The organism is Cupriavidus sp. D384 (assembly GCF_001652915.1).
Taxonomy (GTDB): Bacteria; Pseudomonadota; Gammaproteobacteria; order Burkholderiales; family Burkholderiaceae; genus Cupriavidus.
Genome location: NZ_BBQI01000090.1, coordinates 426,438 through 442,588, shown reverse-complemented (window position 1 = coordinate 442,588; position 16,151 = coordinate 426,438). Strand labels below are relative to the sequence as shown.

Below are 16,151 nucleotides of genomic sequence, written 5' to 3'. Positions count from 1 at the left end.
TCCGTATTCCCCGTGGCGCTGGCGCGCCGGGGCACCGCCGGGCCACGCCAGTGCGTGGTCGGCGGCTACCGACAAGGGTGGCAATACCACCCGACACCATGTTCGATGGAGCAGACATGATCTATATCCTGATGGGCGTTTCCGGCAGCGGCAAGACCACCGTGGGCCAGTTGCTGGCACAGCAGCTGCACTGCGGCTTTCATGATGCCGACACCTTTCACAGCGAGGCCAACAAGGCCAAGATGCACGCCGGCGTGCCGCTGACCGACGAAGACCGCTGGCCCTGGCTGGCGGCCATGCGCGCGGCGATCGATGCCGCCCGCGCCGAGGGTCGCACCCACGTATTCACCTGTTCGGCGCTGCGCCAGACCTATCGCGACCGCCTGACCCCGCCCGACGGCGGCGTGACGTTCGTGTTCATGAAGGGCGATGCCGCGACGATCGGCGGCCGCCTGTCGGCCCGATCGGACCACTTCTTCAATCCGGCGCTGCTGCAGAGCCAGTTCGAGACGCTGGAAGAGCCGCAGGACGCGCTGGTGCTGGATATCCGCCGCGCGCCCGAAGTCCTGGTCGAGGACATCCTGACCAAATGCCCGCCGGAATCCGCCTCTTGCACGGGGCAGGCAAAGACCGCGCACTGACATGGCACCATGGCCGGCCAGCGTGGCTGGCAAGCATCTTGCTAAACCGTTTTGCGTACCGGCGCATGTCTTGTGCATGCAACCCCTTGCGGGATTTGCCGGTGCGGATATGCTGGAAGAGTCGACTCGACGAGGCATCGATAAACGGGCGGCCGGCGGTAGAGCCGTGCAGCAAGGCCGAAGAGCAGTCACGCGGCACGGACCGCGGCAGGCGCCCATTTCCACGAAGGAGCGGCCATCATGGCGGCGCGGTTTTTCGACGAGATGCTGGAAGGGCGAGAGGACGGCACGGTAACGGCCGTCGAGGCCGGACAGGTGTTGCCGCCAGGGGCGGTCCGGTCCCACTACCGGAGTTTTGCGGACTGGCTCGGACGGCAGTCAGCAGCGACGATGGACAACAAGCGCGCGGAAGCAGACCTGATCTTCCGGCGCGTGGGCATCACCTTCGCCGTCTACGGCGACAAGGACGAGTCCAACAGCGGCACCGAGCGGACCATTCCGTTCGACGTGATCCCGCGCGTGTTCCCGGCCAGCGAATGGGCCACGCTGGAGCGCGGCCTGCGGCAGCGGGTGGCGGCGCTGAACCGCTTCATCCACGACATCTATCACGGGCAGGACATCATCCGCGCCGGCGTGATCCCGCCTGACCAGATCTACAACAACGCCCAGTACCGGCCCGAGATGCTCGGCATCGACGTGCCGCGCGACATCTATGCGCATGTGGCCGGCATCGACGTGGTGCGCGCCGGCCAGGGCGAGTTCTACGTGCTGGAAGACAACCTGCGCGTGCCGTCGGGCGTGTCGTACATGCTGGAAAACCGCAAGATGATGATGCGATTGTTCCCCGACCTGTTCGCGCGCAACCGCGTGGCGCCGGTGGCGCACTATCCCGACCTGCTGCTCGACATGCTGCGCAGCGTGTCGCCGCAGAATATTGCCGATCCCACCGTGGTGGTGCTCACGCCGGGCATGTACAACTCGGCCTACTTCGAGCATGCGTTCCTGGCCCAGCAGATGGGCGTGGAACTGGTGGAGGGCAGCGACCTGTTCGTGGAGGACGATCACCTCTACATGCGCACCACGCAGGGGCCGCAGCGCATCGACGTGATCTACCGCCGCGTGGACGACGATTTTCTCGATCCGCTCGTTTTCCGGCCAGATTCGACGCTGGGCGCGGCCGGGCTGCTGTCGGTCTATCGCGCCGGCAACGTGACGATCTCCAATGCGATCGGCACCGGCGTGGCCGACGACAAGTCGATCTATCCGTATGTGCCGGACATGATCCGCTTCTACCTGGGCGAAGAGGCCATCCTGTCGAACGTGCCCACGTACATGTGCCGGCGGCCGGACGACCTGCAATACGTGCTCGACCATATGGCCGACCTGGTGGTCAAGGAAACCCACGGCGCCGGCGGCTACGGCATGCTGGTGGGCCCGGCGGCGACGAAGGCCGAAATCGACCAGTTCCGCGAGGTGGTCAAGGCCCGGCCCGAGCAGTACATCGCCCAGCCCACCCTGGCGCTGTCCACGTGCCCGACCTATGTGGAATCGGGCATCGCGCCGCGCCATATCGACCTGCGGCCGTTCGTGCTGTCGGGCAAGGAAGTGCGCATGGTGCCGGGAGGCCTGACCCGCGTGGCGCTGCGCGAGGGGTCGCTGGTGGTGAATTCCTCGCAGGGCGGCGGCACCAAGGACACCTGGGTGCTGGAACGCTGAAGCCGAACACACTGATCGCCGGGAGACCCCATCATGCTGAGCCGTACCGCCGACCACCTGTTCTGGATGGCCCGCTACACCGAGCGCGCGGAAAACACCGCGCGCATGCTCGACGTCAACTACCAGACCTCGCTGCTGCCGCAGTCGGCCGAAGTGGCCGAGCAGGGCTGGTGGGCGATGCTCGATATCTCCGAGCTGACCCAGGCCTACGACCACAAGTACGGCCTGCTGCACCGTGACGACGTGATCGATTTCATGGTGCGCGACATGACCAACCCGTCGTCGATCATGAGCTGCCTGCGCGCGGCGCGCGAGAACGCGCGGGCGGTGCGGGGGTCGCTGACGACCGAGGTCTGGGAGACCATCAACACCACATGGCTGGACGTGCAGCGCATGATCGCCGATGGCGAACTGCGCGATGACCCGTCGCGCTTCTTCGAATGGGTCAAGTTCCGTTCGCACCTGGCGCGCGGCGTGCAGTTCGGCACGATGCTCAAGGACGACGCGTTCCACTTCATGCGGCTGGGCACGTTCCTGGAGCGCGCCGACAACACGGCGCGGATCCTGGACGTCAAGTTCCAGGCGTCGGGCCGCGACGACAGTGATCCGAACCGCGAGCAGAACGACTTCTACCACTGGGCAGCCGTGCTGCGGTCGGTGTCGGGCTTCGAGGTCTACCGCAAGATCTACCGCGCCGTGATCACGCCGCAGCGCGTGGCCGAGCTGCTGGTCCTGCGGCCGGACATGCCGCGCTCGCTGGTGTCGAGCATGGATGAAGTGGTGGCGATCCTGGCGCTGGTTTCCAACCAGCAATCGTCGGAGACCGAGCGCCAGGCTGGTAAACTCCACGCCGACCTCAAATACGCGCGCATCGACGATATCTTTGCCGTCGGGCTGCACGCGTACCTGACCAGCTTCCTGGAGCGCATCGGCGATCTCGGCAATGGCATCAGCCGGGATTTCCTCGTGCCGTTGCAGGCCGCCTGAATCGTTCTGCATGTGCCCGATGCGTCATGCATCGGGCCAGTGAAGCACCGGCAGGTGCCGTGCCGGGCGCGCGATACGCATCGTGAAATACAGGATCCACCACCAGACCGTCTATCAATACACCGAACCGGTGCGCCGCAGCGTGCATGAACTGCGGCTGGCCCCGCGCTCGGGGCCGCTGCAGTCAGTGCAGGACTGGCAACTTTCGGCGCCGGGCAACCTGACCGAGGCGCGCGACGGGTTCGGCAATATCGTCCACAACTTCACCATGGCCGGCCCGGCCCGCACCATCGCCATTACTGCCACCGGCGAGGTGGAAGTGCAGGGCGGTGCGGGCCAGCATGGCGGCCACCACGCTTTCGTCGATCAGCCAGATTCGGGCGAGTCACGCGTGTCGCCGCTGTATTTTGTGTCGACTACGCCGCTTACACAGGCCCCGCAAGGCATGCGGGCGTTTGCGGCGCCCTATGTGGCGGCCGGCCACGACCTGCCGGCATTGCTGGCGCTGGCGGGTGGCATTGCCGACCGGGTGCGCTACAAGGCCAATACGACCGATGTCGGCACGTCGGCCGCACAGGCTTTCCAGCTGGGCAGCGGCGTCTGCCAGGACCAGGCGCAGGTGATGGTGGCCGCCTGCCGCGCGCTGGGTATCCCGGCGCGCTATGTCAGTGGCTACTTCTATGATCCGGCGGCCACGGCGCTCGCCAGCCATGCCTGGGCCGATGTCTGCCTGGATGCCGACCGCGGTCTCTGGTGCAGTATCGACGTGACGCACCGCTGTGTGACAGACGCCCGCCATGTGCGGCTCGCCGTGGGGCGCGACTACGCCTCGGCCGCACCAATCCGGGGCATCCTGGAAGGCGGTGCCGGCGAAACGCTCGACGTCGATATCGCCATCACGCCCGCTGCCTGAGCGGCCGATCCGGCCATCCAAACGGCGTAGCGTTTTGCCGAGCGGCTAGAATGCAAATTTGCCGCCTCTCCAGCGGCGCCCCCAAAAAAGACACCTGTTCATGACGTACTGCGTAGCGATGCGACTGGATGCCGGTCTGGTATTCCTGTCCGATTCCCGAACCAATGCCGGGGTGGATGCCATTTCCACCGCGCGCAAGATGACGGTCTTCGAAGAGCCGGGCGATCGCGTGCTGGTGCTGATGACGGCCGGCAACCTGGCGATCAGCCAGTCGGTGCGGCAACTGCTGGCCGAGGCGCGCGACGAGAAGCGGTCGCTGTGGACGGCCCGCGACATGTTCGAAGCCGCCACGATCGTTGGCGACGCCGTGCGCGCCGTGCACAAGCGCGATGCCCACGCGCTGCGCGAGGCCGGCATCGACTTCAATGTCAGCATGATCTTCGGCGGCCAGATCCGCGGCGAGCGCACGCGGCTGTTCAATATCTATGCGGCCGGCAATTTCGTCGAGGCATCGCCCGAGAACTGCTACTTCCAGATTGGCGAGGCCAAGTACGGCAAGCCGATCGTCGACCGCGTGGTGTCGCCGTCGCTGCCGCTGGGCGAGGCTGCCAAGTGCGCGCTGATCTCGATGGATTCGACGCTCAAGTCGAATATCTCGGTAGGCCTGCCGCTGGACCTGCTGGTGTACGAAGCCGATTCGCTGCGCGTGACGCGCTTTGTCAACATCGACGAGAAAAACGCCTACTTCCGCATGATCCGCGACACCTGGGGCCAGCGCCTGCGCCAGGTGTTCGGCGAGATCTGCAATCCCGAATGGGATGCCGGCCAGCCGGCGGAGTTTCCGCTGGCACGCGACGAGGCAGACCGCTGGGGCCAGCCCGTGCGGGCACGCCGCGAGCGGTAGAGGGAAACGTCTACCCCATTCGCGCTGGGGTGGGCGTCGAACGGCGGGGTGTCGCAGTACACTTTGCGGCGACTGCCACATTCCCATTGCATTTGTCTCATGCGCGACATCCTGCTGTTCTCCCACGCCAACGGATTTCCCGTATCCACGTACCGCAAGCTGTTCGGCGCGCTGGACGATGCCTTCGAGATTCGCGCCGTCGAACGCTACGGTCATGATCCCAGGTACCCGGTCACGCGCGAGTGGCCCAATCTGGTGGACGAACTACTACGCGAAATTGAACGGGCCCGCCGCGAGGGCGCCGATGACCGCAAGGTCTGGCTGGTGGGTCATTCGCTAGGGGGCTTCCTGTCGCTGATGGCCGCGCTGCGCGAGCCGCAGCGCGTGCGCGGCGTGGTGATGCTCGACTCGCCCATCATCGCCGGCTGGCGGGCGTCTTTGCTGCGCGCGTCGCAGGTGCTGGGCCTGGACGAGAAGCCAAGCCCGGCCGCCGTGACCAAGAACCGCCGTACGCACTGGCCCGACACCGAGTCGGTCCGGACCCACTTCCAGGCCAAGCGCAATTTCCAGGTGTGGGACCCGGACGTGCTGCGCGACTACGCCGAGCACGGCACCGAACCGACCGGCCGCGCCGCCGAGCGCCGCCTGCGTTTCGATCGAGACGTGGAATACCGCATCTATCGCACGCTGCCCACCAGCCTGGGCCGGCGCGTTGCGCATGGCGCGCCGGTGCCGGTGGGGTTTATCGCCGGCACGAAGTCGCGCGAGGTCAGGCAGGTGGGGCTGGGCGCCACGCGCAAGCTCGTGGGCGACCGCCTGCGCTTCATGGAAGGCGGGCACCTTTATCCGATGGAGCGCCCGCTGGAGACCGCCAGTACCGTGCGCGAGCTGATCGGCCAGATGCGCGAGAGCGGTCACTGACAACCGGTTCGCCGTGGAGCGGCGCATGCGCCGCAGGGGCGGGGCAGGGCGCGCGAACACCGTGCTGTCACAAAATCCGGGTCGGCGGCGGACGGGCTCTCATGTATAATCCCGATTTCCCCGGCAAGCTCGGTTTATGACCAAATTCGTCTTCGTCACCGGTGGCGTCGTCTCTTCTCTCGGCAAGGGCATCGCTGCTGCTTCGCTCGCGGCTATTCTCGAGTCGCGCGGCCTCAAAGTCACCCTCCTCAAGCTCGATCCCTACATCAATGTCGACCCCGGCACGATGAGCCCTTTCCAGCATGGCGAGGTGTTCGTGACCGAGGATGGCGCCGAAACTGACCTCGATCTGGGTCACTACGAGCGCTTCGTGTCGGCCAAGATGCGCAAGTCGAACAACTTCACGACTGGCCAGATCTATGAATCGGTGATCCGCAAGGAGCGCCGCGGCGAGTACCTCGGCAAGACCGTGCAGGTGATTCCGCATATCACCAACGAGATCCAGGCATTCGTGGAACGCGGCGCGGCCGCCTCGCACGACGGCAAGGCCGACGTGGCACTGGTGGAAATCGGCGGTACGGTGGGCGATATCGAATCGCTGCCGTTCCTGGAAGCCGCCCGCCAGATGAGCCTGCGCATGGGCCGCAACCACTGCGCATTCGTTCACCTGACGCTGGTGCCGTTCATCGCCAGCGCCGGCGAGCTGAAGACCAAGCCGACCCAGCACTCGGTGCAGAAGCTGCGTGAAATCGGCATCTCGCCGACCGCGCTGCTGTGCCGCGCCGACCGTCCGATTCCGGACGACGAGCGCGCCAAGATTTCGCTGTTCGCCAATATCCCGCAGGACGCCGTGATTTCGGTGTGGGATGCCGACAGCATCTACAAGATCCCGCAGATGCTCAACGAGCAGGGCCTGGACCGCCTGATCTGCGAGGAACTGCGTCTGGATCCGAAGCCGGCCGACCTGTCGATGTGGCAGAAGCTGGTCAACGCGCAGGAAAACCCGCAGCACGAGATCACGATCGGCATGGTCGGCAAGTATGTCGACCTGACCGAGTCGTACAAGTCGCTGATCGAGGCACTGCGCCACGCCGGCATGCACACCGCCACGCGCGTCAATATCGAGTACATCGATTCCGAGGAACTGGAATCGGGTCACCTCGAAGTGCTGCAGCCGCTGGACGCCATCCTGGTGCCGGGCGGTTTCGGCAAGCGCGGTACGGAAGGCAAGATCCGCGCGATCCAGTATGCCCGCGAGAACAAGGTGCCGTACCTGGGCATCTGCCTGGGCATGCAGCTGGCCGTGATCGAGTTCGCCCGCGACGTGGCAGGCATGAAGGACGCCAACTCGACCGAATTCAACCTCGAGACCGAGCACCCGGTGGTGGCACTGATCACCGAATGGCTCGATCGCGAGGGCAAGGTGGAACAGCGTTCGGCAGAATCCGACCTGGGCGGCACGATGCGCCTGGGCGCGCAACGCGTGCCCATCCAGGCTGGCACCAAGGCTGCGCAGATCTACGGCGCCGAAGTCAACGAGCGCCACCGCCATCGCTACGAGGTCAACAATCACTACGTGCCCCAGCTCGAAAAGGCCGGCATGGTGATCTCGGCCCGTACCCCGACCGAAAACCTGCCGGAAATGATGGAGCTGCCCGAATCGATGCACCCGTGGTTCGTGGGCGTGCAGTTCCACCCGGAATTCACGTCGACCCCGCGTGACGGCCACCCGCTGTTCAAGGCCTACGTGGAAGCCGCGCTGGCCTCGCAGCAGCGCAAGGGCGCCTGACGCGCCGCGACGAAGGAGACAAGCCATGAAACTGTGTGGATTCGACGTCGGCCTCGACAAGCCGTTCTTCCTGATTGCCGGCCCGTGTGTCATCGAGTCCGAACAGATGGCGCTGGACACCGCCGGCGAGCTCAAGCAGATCACCGGCGAACTGGGCATTCCGTTCATCTACAAGTCGTCGTTCGACAAGGCCAACCGGTCGTCGGGCAAGTCGTTCCGCGGTCTCGGCATGGAAAAGGGTCTGGAGATCCTGGCCACCGTGAAGCGCGAAATCGGCGTGCCCGTGCTGACGGACATCCACGAAATCGACGAGATCAAGCCCGTCGCCGCCGTGGTAGACGTGCTGCAGACGCCGGCCTTCCTGTGCCGCCAGACCGATTTCATCCGTGCGTGCGCCCAGAGCGGCCGTCCGGTGAACATCAAGAAGGGCCAGTTCCTGGCGCCGCACGACATGAAGAACGTGATCGACAAGGCGCGTGACGCGGCCCGCGAGGCCGGTCTGCCCGATGACGTGTTCATGGCCTGCGAGCGTGGCGTTTCCTTTGGCTACAACAACCTGGTATCGGACATGCGCTCGCTGGCGATCATGCGCGAGACCGGTGCCCCGGTGGTGTTCGATGCCACCCACTCGGTGCAGTTGCCGGGCGGCCAGGGCACCAGCTCGGGCGGCCAGCGCGAGTTCGTGCCGGTGCTGTCGCGTGCCGCGGTGGCGACTGGCGTGGCGGGCCTGTTCATGGAAACCCATCCGGACCCGAGCAAGGCCATGTCCGACGGCCCGAACGCGGTGCCGCTGTCGCGCATGAAGGAATTGCTGGCCGTGCTGAAAGACCTGGATACCCTGGTCAAGCGCGCCGGCTTCCTCGAAGACAACTTCGGCTGGCCGGCCTGCGCCTGATCCAGCCCGCTGTACCCGCCGCCCGCGCCTGTCGCGGGCGGTGTCGCTTCCAGCAGTGTCAATTCCGGTGAGGCTGAATCAACCTTGACGCACTGGTATCGAAAGACAATACAAAAGATTCGGAGATAGCGTATGGCCGCCGGCCTTATCATCGCGTACGTCGACGTGACGGATCCCCAGCAGTACGAGCAGTACAAGGTGCTTTCCTCGCGGGCCATGCAGGCCCACGGCGCGGAAGTGCTGGTGCGGGGCGGGAAGACCGAGCCGCTCGAGGGGCAATGGGCGCCGACGCGCGTGGTGGTGCTGAAATTCCCGAGCTACGAGGCCGCGAAGGCCTTTTACGCCAGCGAGGAATACCTGGCGGCCCGCCAATCCCGCGAGCATGCCGCAAAGATGAACATGATCGTCGTGGAAGGCGTCTGAGACTTCCACCCGTCATCTGGCACGTAGAAGATTCACGAAGATTCAACAGTCCTGAGAGGAAATATGAGTGCAATCGTAGATATCATCGGTCGCGAGGTGCTGGACTCGCGCGGCAATCCCACGGTCGAGTGCGACGTGCTGCTGGAATCCGGCGTGATGGGCCGTGCCGCCGTGCCGTCGGGTGCATCGACGGGCTCGCGCGAAGCCATCGAACTGCGTGACGGCGACAAGTCGCGCTACCTGGGCAAGGGCGTGCTGAAGGCCGTCGAGCACATCAACACCGAAATCTCCGAAGCCATCATGGGCCTGGACGCTTCCGAGCAGGCGTTCCTGGACCGCACGCTGATCGAACTGGACGGCACCGAGAACAAGGGCCGCCTGGGCGCCAACGCCATGCTGGCCGTGTCGATGGCCGTGGCCAAGGCTGCTGCCGAAGAGGCTGGCCTGCCGCTGTACCGCTACTTCGGCGGTTCGGGCGCGATGCAGATGCCGGTGCCGATGATGAACATCGTCAACGGTGGCGCGCACGCCAACAACAGCCTGGACATCCAGGAATTCATGATCATGCCCGTGTCGCAGACCAGCTTCCGTGAAGCCCTGCGTTGCGGCGCCGAAGTGTTCCACGCACTGAAGAAGATCCTGGCCGACAAGGGCATGTCGACGGCCGTGGGCGACGAGGGCGGTTTCGCCCCGAACTTCTCGTCGAACGAGGAATGCCTGAACACCATCGTGCAAGCTGTCGAGAAGGCCGGCTACAAGATGGGTGAAGACGTGCTGCTGGCGCTGGACTGCGCCGCCAGCGAGTTCTACCACGAGGCCGAAGACGTCTACGCGCTGGAAGGCGAAGGCCTGAAGCTGACGTCGACGCAATTTGCCGACTACCTGGCCAACCTGTGCGACAAGTTCCCGATCGTGTCGATCGAGGACGGCATGGCCGAAGGCGACTGGGAAGGCTGGAAGACGCTGACCGAGAAGCTTGGCAAGCGCGTGCAGCTGGTGGGTGACGACCTGTTCGTGACCAACACCAAGATCCTGAAGGAAGGCATCGAGCGCGGCATCGGCAACTCGATCCTGATCAAGATCAACCAGATCGGTACGCTGACCGAGACGTTCGCCGCCATCGAGATGGCCAAGCGCGCCGGCTACACCGCCGTGATCTCGCACCGTTCGGGCGAGACCGAGGACAGCACGATTGCCGACATCGCCGTGGGCACCAATGCTGGTCAGATCAAGACCGGCTCGCTGTCGCGTTCGGATCGTATCGCCAAGTACAACCAGCTGATCCGTATCGAGGAAGATCTGGGCGATATCGCGACGTACCCGGGCAAGAGCGCGTTCTACAACCTGCGCTGATGCCCTGAGCCTGCGGGCGGCCCGCGCCGCCGGCAAGCCGATAAAAACGCCGCCTCCGGTTCGCCGGGGTGGCGTTTTTTTGCCATCTGGTGTGGCGATTGTGCCGATACCTGGTGCGAGACGCACCGTTGTTGCGCTTTGTAGCGTCTTTTGTTTTGCAATCTGCGGCCGCATGATGGATCATTGGTGCCCATCGGAAACCTCCGACCCTGTCTCTATTCCATTGCGCCTTTTGCCCCGATGCGCCTGATTTCCCTGCTGTTGTTCGTGCTGTTGCTGGCCGTTCAGTACCCGCTTTGGCTGGGCAAGGGCGGCTGGCTGCGTGTCTGGGATCTGAACCGCCAGGTGGGCGAGCAGGTGACGCACAACCAGGCGCTGAAGCTGCGCAACGCCAAGCTGGAAGGCGAAGTGAAGGATCTGCAGGATGGCACCGGCGCCATCGAGGAACGCGCCCGCTACGAGCTGGGCATGGTCAAGGACGACGAGGTGTTCGTCCAGTTCGTGGCTCCGGCCCCGAAGGTCAGCGCCACGCCGCCACTGCCGCCGCCAGCCAATTCCGTCGCCGGACGAGGCGGTCACTAGCCGTCGTCCAGCAGGCGTCATCAGAGGTATCAGGTCCGGCCGCGCAACGCGGCCGGTATCGTTTCCGGGCGGTCCGTTACCACCAGCCGCCGTAAGGATAGCCACCGTAGCCGTAGCCCGGGAAACCGAAGCCCACGCCGGCTCCCCAGCCGCCACCACCACCCCAGCCGTTGTAGAACATGTTGACGCTCGTGTTCGGGTAGTACGACGCGCGGCTCCATGCGGCCGCCGACTGCTGGTTGGCCATCACCGTGGCCTGTTCCTGGAGGATCTGCTGGTTCAGTGCGCCCAGCCTCTGGCGCTCGGCGTCGTTAAGCGGGGCGGGAGGAATGGCGTTGTCCGGCAGCCGTGCCGTGGCCGGCACCCCGTCGGGACTGCGCGGCACCGGCGCCGCGCAGCCGGCGATCAGGCTGGCAAGCGCCAGTACGCAGGCCAGCGTGCCGGTCAGGGAATGGGTCGATCTGGAACGAATGGTCGCGGTCATATCGGACTCCGTTCGGACGGCTGAAAAACAAGCATGCCATTGGACCCGACCACCCGTGTGTGTGGTTCCGCACGGTTGGCAGACTGGCATTGTTCCTGCCCCTGATCTTCCGAAAAAGGGGCAGGCCATGCCTCAGTGCTGCTGATTTGCGCCCTCGCCGGCACCTGTGGCGACCGGTGCGGTGAATAGCTGGGCTGCGTCCACGGGGTCGAACGCATAGCGCTGGCCGCAGAAATCGCAGTGGATTTCCACCTCGCCACGCTCGGCGATGATGCCTTCGATCTCGTCCCGGCCTAGCGTATGCAACATATTCGCCACTTTTTCGCGCGAGCACGAACACTGGAAGTGCGGTGTCATCGGTTCGAACACGCGCAGGCCGGCGTTCTGCAGTTCTTCCCAGAACAGGCGGCGCAGCAGCGTATCTGGCGATTCTGCCAGCAGCTCGTCTTCCTTCAGCGTGGCGCCCAGCTGGCAGGCGCGATCCCAGGTGTCCAGGTCCTGGCCCTGGCCTTCCTCGGTCAGCGCGGCGCCGGTTTCGCCAACCTGCGCGCCGGCCGTACCGCCATACGACGGCAGCTTCTGCAGCAGCATGCCGGCTGCCACCTGGTCGTTCGACGCCAGCCACAGGCGCGTGTCGAGCTGTTCGGAGGCCTGCATGTAGTGTTCGAGGACCTCGGTCATGGTAGCCAGCGGGCCGTGTTCGTCGGCCAGCGGCACGATGCCCTGGTAGGCCTGCTGGCCCGGCAGCTTGTCCTGCGGGTCGAGCGTGATGGCAAAGCGGCCCTTGCCATGCACGTTCACGAGCTGCTTCAGCGTGGTGTCGTCGGCAATCTCGGCGCCTTCGGCGATCTTGGCCGTGGCGCGCATCGACAGGTCGGACAGGCATTCCACCACCAGCATGCGCACGGGCCCGTCGCCATGCACCTGCATGACCAGCGCGCCGTTGAACTTGAGGTTGGCCGACAGCAGCGCCGCGGCCGCGACCATCTCGCCCAGCACGCGCCGCACCGGCTCCGGGTAGGCATGGCGGTTCAGCACCTCTTGCCAGGTGGATTCGATGCGGACCAGTTCGCCACGCACGGGGGCGGCATCGAACAGGAATTTCTGAAGCGTATCGGGATTCGAGGAAGCGGTCACGGTTCTGTCTGGCGGTTAAGTCGGCGAATCGGCGGCGTCAGGACGCTCTCAGCCGATGCGCTTGAGTTCGGTCTTGTATACGGCCTGCCGCTTCGCATACGTTTCGGCGTTGCGATAGAGGTTGGCCACGTCGGCGTCGGTCAGCTCGCGCACCACCTTGGCGGGCGCGCCCAGGATCAGCGACCGGTCGGGGAACACCTTGTTCTCGGTGATCACGGCGCCAGCGCCGACCAGGCATTCCTTGCCGATCACGGCGCCATTGAGCACCACGGCCTGGATGCCGATCAGCGAGCCTTCGCCCACGGTGCAGCCATGCAGCATGGCCTGGTGGCCCACGGACACCTTGTCGCCCAGCGTCAGCGGACGGCCCGGATCGGTATGCAGCACCGAGCCTTCCTGGATGTTGGTGTCTTCGCCCACCACGATCGGCTCGTTGTCGCCGCGAATCACCACGCCCGGCCAGGCACTGGCACGCGCCTTGAGCGTCACGTTGCCAATAATGGTGGCTTCCGCCGCCACGTAGGCATCTTCGTGAATTTTCGGGGCGGTATCGCCGAGCTGGTAAAGCGCCATGGGGTCTCCTGCTGAATGTGCGTAATTGGGGATGGCCGCGCGGATTAAAAGGGCCCGCTGAACGCGGCCGCCCGGGACAAGCCTCGGGCGGGCGGGGGCTCTACAATGGCGGCTTCCCGAATTTTACGCCTATGCCAGTGATCGCACCCGCCGACATCGCGCCCTCGCCACTTGTCGCGCCCACGCCCGGGGCAACCGCCGGCCCCGCCTCCGCCCGCCGGTGGGCACTGGACGTGCTATGCATGACCGATGCCCGGGCCAAGGCTGCGGCAGCGCGGGCCCTGTATGCCGCGCTGCTGGCCGGTGTCGATACCGTTGTCGATCCCGATGAAAGCCTTGTGGCGGCACCCGGCGCGGTGCCGGGCCGGCCGGCGCGCCCCGAGCTGGTGCCGCCGATGCGCGTGGAGCGGCGCCGGTCGATCCACACCACCGCCGGCCGCGCCAACATGATCCATGCGCTGTGCCATATCGAATTCAACGCGATCAACCTTGCGCTCGACGCCGTCTGGCGTTTTTCCGGCATGCCGGCCGACTACTACCGCGACTGGCTGCGTGTGGCCGACGAAGAGGCCTATCACTTCACATTGCTGGCCGATCACCTGCAGACGCTGGGCGCTGCCTATGGCGATTTTCCGGCGCACAACAGCCTGTGGGAGATGACCGACAAGACGGCGGTCGACGTGCTGGCGCGCATGGCGCTGGTGCCGCGCACGCTGGAAGCGCGCGGGCTGGATGCCTCGCCGCCGGTGCGCGCCAAGCTGGCCGATGCCGGCGACGAAGCGGCCGCCGCGATCATCGACATCATCCTGCGTGACGAAGTGGGCCATGTCGCCATTGGCAACCACTGGTACCGCTGGCTCTGCACGCAGCGCGGACTGGAGCCCGTGGCCACCTACGCGCAACTGGCCGAGCAGTACAAGGCGCCGAAGCTGCGCGGCCCGTTCAACCTCGACGCCCGGCGCGCGGCCGGATTCGACGAGGATGAACTGGCCTGGCTGGAAGCCTCGGCGGGCTAGTTGGCCGGATTTCCGGCCTGCTGCTGTGGCTGCGCCCGTTCCTGCTCCATCAGCCGCAGCACCCGGCGCTGGATCTTGCCCGTGGTCGTCATCGGCAACTGGTCGATGAATTCGATGGCCCTCGGATATTCGTACGGCGCCAGCTGGCCGCGCACATGCTGCTGCAGCTCGGCCACCAGCGCCGCATCGTTATCGAAGGAACGCGCCACGGCGGGCGTCAGCACGATAAACGCCTTGACGATGGCGCCGCGCTCGGGGTCCGGCGATGGCACGACGGCGCAGTTGGACACCGCCGGATGCTTGAGCAGACAGTTCTCGATCTCGCTCGGCCCGATGCGATAGCCCGACGATTTGAACACGTCGTCGGCCCGGCCCTGATACCAGAGATAGCCCTCGGCATCGACGCGGGCCAGGTCGCCGGTGCGGCACCAGCGCAGGCCATCCGATTCCGAATACTTGCCAGCCGTGGCGGCATCGTTCTTCCAGTAGCCCAGGAAAAACACCGGGTCGGGGTGGCCATGGATATCGGTGGCGCAGACGGCGACCTCTCCGTCCTCGCCGGGCGCACACGGGCGGCCGTCATCATCGATCACGGCCACGCGGTGCCCGGGGTAGGGGCGGCCCATCGATCCCGGACGCGCCGGCCAGCCCAGGTGATCGTCGTCGTACTGCGCCGTGCAGTTGCCAACGATGTAGTTGATCTCGGTCTGGCCGAACATCTCGTTGACGATCACGCCCAGCGCGTCGCGGCACCACGTGAACACCGTCTCGCCCACGGCCTCGCCCGCGCTCATGATGGCGCGCAGCTTCAGATCGTACTTTTCCGATGGCTCCGGGCAGGCCTTCATCATCTGCTTGAGGGCGGTCGGGAACAGGAATGTGTTGGTCACGCCGTAGCGTTCCAGCAGTTCGAAGGCGCGTTCGGCCGAAAAGCGGCCCTGGTAGCCGACGATCGGACGGCCGAAATACAGCGCCGGCATCAGCGCGTCCCACAGGCCGCCGGTCCAGGCCCAGTCGGCGGGGCTCCAGAACACGTCGTCGTCCTGCGGATACCAGTTCTGCGAACAGACAAAGCCGGTCAGGTTGCCGATCAGCGCACGGTGCGGAATCAGCGCGCCCTTGGGCGGCCCGGTGGTGCCGCTGGTGTAGATCAGCACCGCGGCCTCGTCGGCCTTGGTCTGTTCGGCGGTGAAGTCGGGCAGTTGCGCGGCCAGCAGGGTGTCCCAGTCCAGGTCGCCGCGGCCAGTGGCCTGACCGGCACCGATGATGGTCTTCAGCGTCGGGCATTCCGGGCGGGCGGCCAGCAGGTTGTCGATCGACGTTTCGTCGGCAATTGCCACGCGGGTTTCGCTGTGGTCGATCCGGTAGGAAAGCGCCTCGGGGCCGAACAGCATCGACAGCGGCATGGCAATCGCGCCAAGCTGGTAAACGGCCATGCCGGCGATCACCGTCTCGATTCGCTGGGGCATCACGATGGCTACGCGGTCGCCGCGCTGCACGCCCAGTTCGCGCAGCGCCCGCGACAGCCGGTTGGCTTCGGCCTGGATATGCGCATAGGTGTACGACGCGCGCCGGCCATCCTCATGCTCGGTGTGCACGGCGATGCGGCTTGCCGTGGCCGGGTCGCGGGCCCAGCGGCCGCAGCAGACTTCGGCCAGGTTGAAAAACTCCGGGACGTTCCAGTGGAACGATTCATGCAGCGCGTGATAGTCGTCACGGCGCGTGGCCGGCAAGGCGGTCATGCCAATGTCTCCAATGTTCTTGCTCGCTTCGACTAGCCGTTTGGCTATAATCCGACAAGCGAACGATCGTTCTAT

The 16,151-nt window shown here is 65.5% G+C and carries 16 protein-coding genes; 12 read left to right on the top strand and 4 right to left on the bottom strand.

From position 1 onward, the window contains the following. The first annotated feature begins 116 nt into the window (after nucleotides 1-116). The 11 genes from A9J21_RS19785 (at nucleotide 117) to ftsB (ending at nucleotide 11,124) form a co-directional block, all read left to right on the top strand. Entirely contained in the window at nucleotides 117-641 is a 525-nt protein-coding gene (locus A9J21_RS19785) for a gluconokinase (RefSeq protein ID WP_066738948.1), read from the top strand. Nucleotides 642-881: 240 nt separating this feature from the next. Next, a complete protein-coding gene (locus A9J21_RS19780; protein ID WP_066738796.1) occupies nucleotides 882-2,357 on the top strand; it encodes a circularly permuted type 2 ATP-grasp protein in 1,476 nt (491 codons plus the stop codon). Nucleotides 2,358-2,390: 33 nt separating this feature from the next. Further along, nucleotides 2,391-3,344, top strand: coding sequence for an alpha-E domain-containing protein (locus A9J21_RS19775; protein ID WP_066738794.1), 954 nt, complete (start codon nucleotides 2,391-2,393; stop codon nucleotides 3,342-3,344). An 82-nt stretch (nucleotides 3,345-3,426) separates the two neighbouring features. Further along, nucleotides 3,427-4,257: a transglutaminase family protein gene (locus tag A9J21_RS19770; protein ID WP_066738793.1), complete on the top strand. Its 831-nt coding sequence runs from the start codon at nucleotides 3,427-3,429 to the stop codon at nucleotides 4,255-4,257. A 100-nt stretch (nucleotides 4,258-4,357) separates the two neighbouring features. Continuing rightward, a complete protein-coding gene (locus A9J21_RS19765) occupies nucleotides 4,358-5,161 on the top strand; it encodes a peptidase (protein ID WP_066738792.1) in 804 nt (267 codons plus the stop codon). A 99-nt stretch (nucleotides 5,162-5,260) separates the two neighbouring features. Next, complete coding sequence (locus A9J21_RS19760) at nucleotides 5,261-6,082, top strand: alpha/beta fold hydrolase (protein WP_066738790.1); 822 nt, start codon at nucleotides 5,261-5,263, stop codon at nucleotides 6,080-6,082. A gap of 136 nt (nucleotides 6,083-6,218) precedes the next feature. Then, on the top strand, nucleotides 6,219-7,871 hold the full coding sequence (locus A9J21_RS19755) for a CTP synthase (RefSeq protein WP_066738788.1): 1,653 nt from the start codon (nucleotides 6,219-6,221) through the stop codon (nucleotides 7,869-7,871). A 25-nt stretch (nucleotides 7,872-7,896) separates the two neighbouring features. Next, nucleotides 7,897-8,766, top strand: a complete 870-nt coding sequence (gene kdsA / locus A9J21_RS19750) for a 3-deoxy-8-phosphooctulonate synthase (RefSeq protein WP_066738786.1) — start codon at nucleotides 7,897-7,899, stop codon at nucleotides 8,764-8,766. A gap of 132 nt (nucleotides 8,767-8,898) precedes the next feature. After that, nucleotides 8,899-9,189: a DUF1330 domain-containing protein gene (locus A9J21_RS19745; RefSeq protein ID WP_066738785.1), complete on the top strand. Its 291-nt coding sequence runs from the start codon at nucleotides 8,899-8,901 to the stop codon at nucleotides 9,187-9,189. Nucleotides 9,190-9,252: 63 nt separating this feature from the next. Further along, nucleotides 9,253-10,542, top strand: a complete 1,290-nt coding sequence (eno, locus tag A9J21_RS19740; RefSeq protein WP_066738783.1) for a phosphopyruvate hydratase — start codon at nucleotides 9,253-9,255, stop codon at nucleotides 10,540-10,542. Between the two features lie 240 nt (nucleotides 10,543-10,782). Beyond that, entirely contained in the window at nucleotides 10,783-11,124 is a 342-nt protein-coding gene (gene ftsB, locus A9J21_RS19735; RefSeq protein ID WP_066738781.1) for a cell division protein FtsB, read from the top strand. Between the two features lie 76 nt (nucleotides 11,125-11,200). Here the strand turns inward: ftsB and A9J21_RS19730 are convergent, their stop codons facing one another. The 3 genes from A9J21_RS19730 to A9J21_RS19720 all read right to left on the bottom strand — a co-directional run bounded on the left by A9J21_RS19730 (nucleotide 11,201) and on the right by A9J21_RS19720 (nucleotide 13,318). Next, a complete protein-coding gene (locus tag A9J21_RS19730; RefSeq protein ID WP_066738780.1) occupies nucleotides 11,201-11,608 on the bottom strand; it encodes a hypothetical protein in 408 nt (135 codons plus the stop codon). Between the two features lie 132 nt (nucleotides 11,609-11,740). After that, nucleotides 11,741-12,745 (bottom strand): Hsp33 family molecular chaperone HslO, encoded by a 1,005-nt coding sequence (locus A9J21_RS19725; RefSeq protein WP_066738779.1) that lies wholly within the window; start codon nucleotides 12,743-12,745, stop codon nucleotides 11,741-11,743. Between the two features lie 48 nt (nucleotides 12,746-12,793). Further along, nucleotides 12,794-13,318 (bottom strand): gamma carbonic anhydrase family protein, encoded by a 525-nt coding sequence (locus A9J21_RS19720; protein ID WP_066738778.1) that lies wholly within the window; start codon nucleotides 13,316-13,318, stop codon nucleotides 12,794-12,796. Between the two features lie 131 nt (nucleotides 13,319-13,449). On the opposite strand from A9J21_RS19720, the gene A9J21_RS19715 reads away from it, so the two are divergent. Then, nucleotides 13,450-14,334 (top strand): ferritin-like domain-containing protein, encoded by an 885-nt coding sequence (locus A9J21_RS19715; RefSeq protein WP_066738772.1) that lies wholly within the window; start codon nucleotides 13,450-13,452, stop codon nucleotides 14,332-14,334. Here A9J21_RS19715 and A9J21_RS19710 read toward each other — a convergent pair. Further along, entirely contained in the window at nucleotides 14,331-16,076 is a 1,746-nt protein-coding gene (locus A9J21_RS19710; protein ID WP_066738770.1) for an AMP-binding protein, read from the bottom strand. The genes A9J21_RS19715 and A9J21_RS19710 overlap by 4 nt on opposite strands. Nucleotides 16,077-16,151 lie beyond the last annotated feature (75 nt).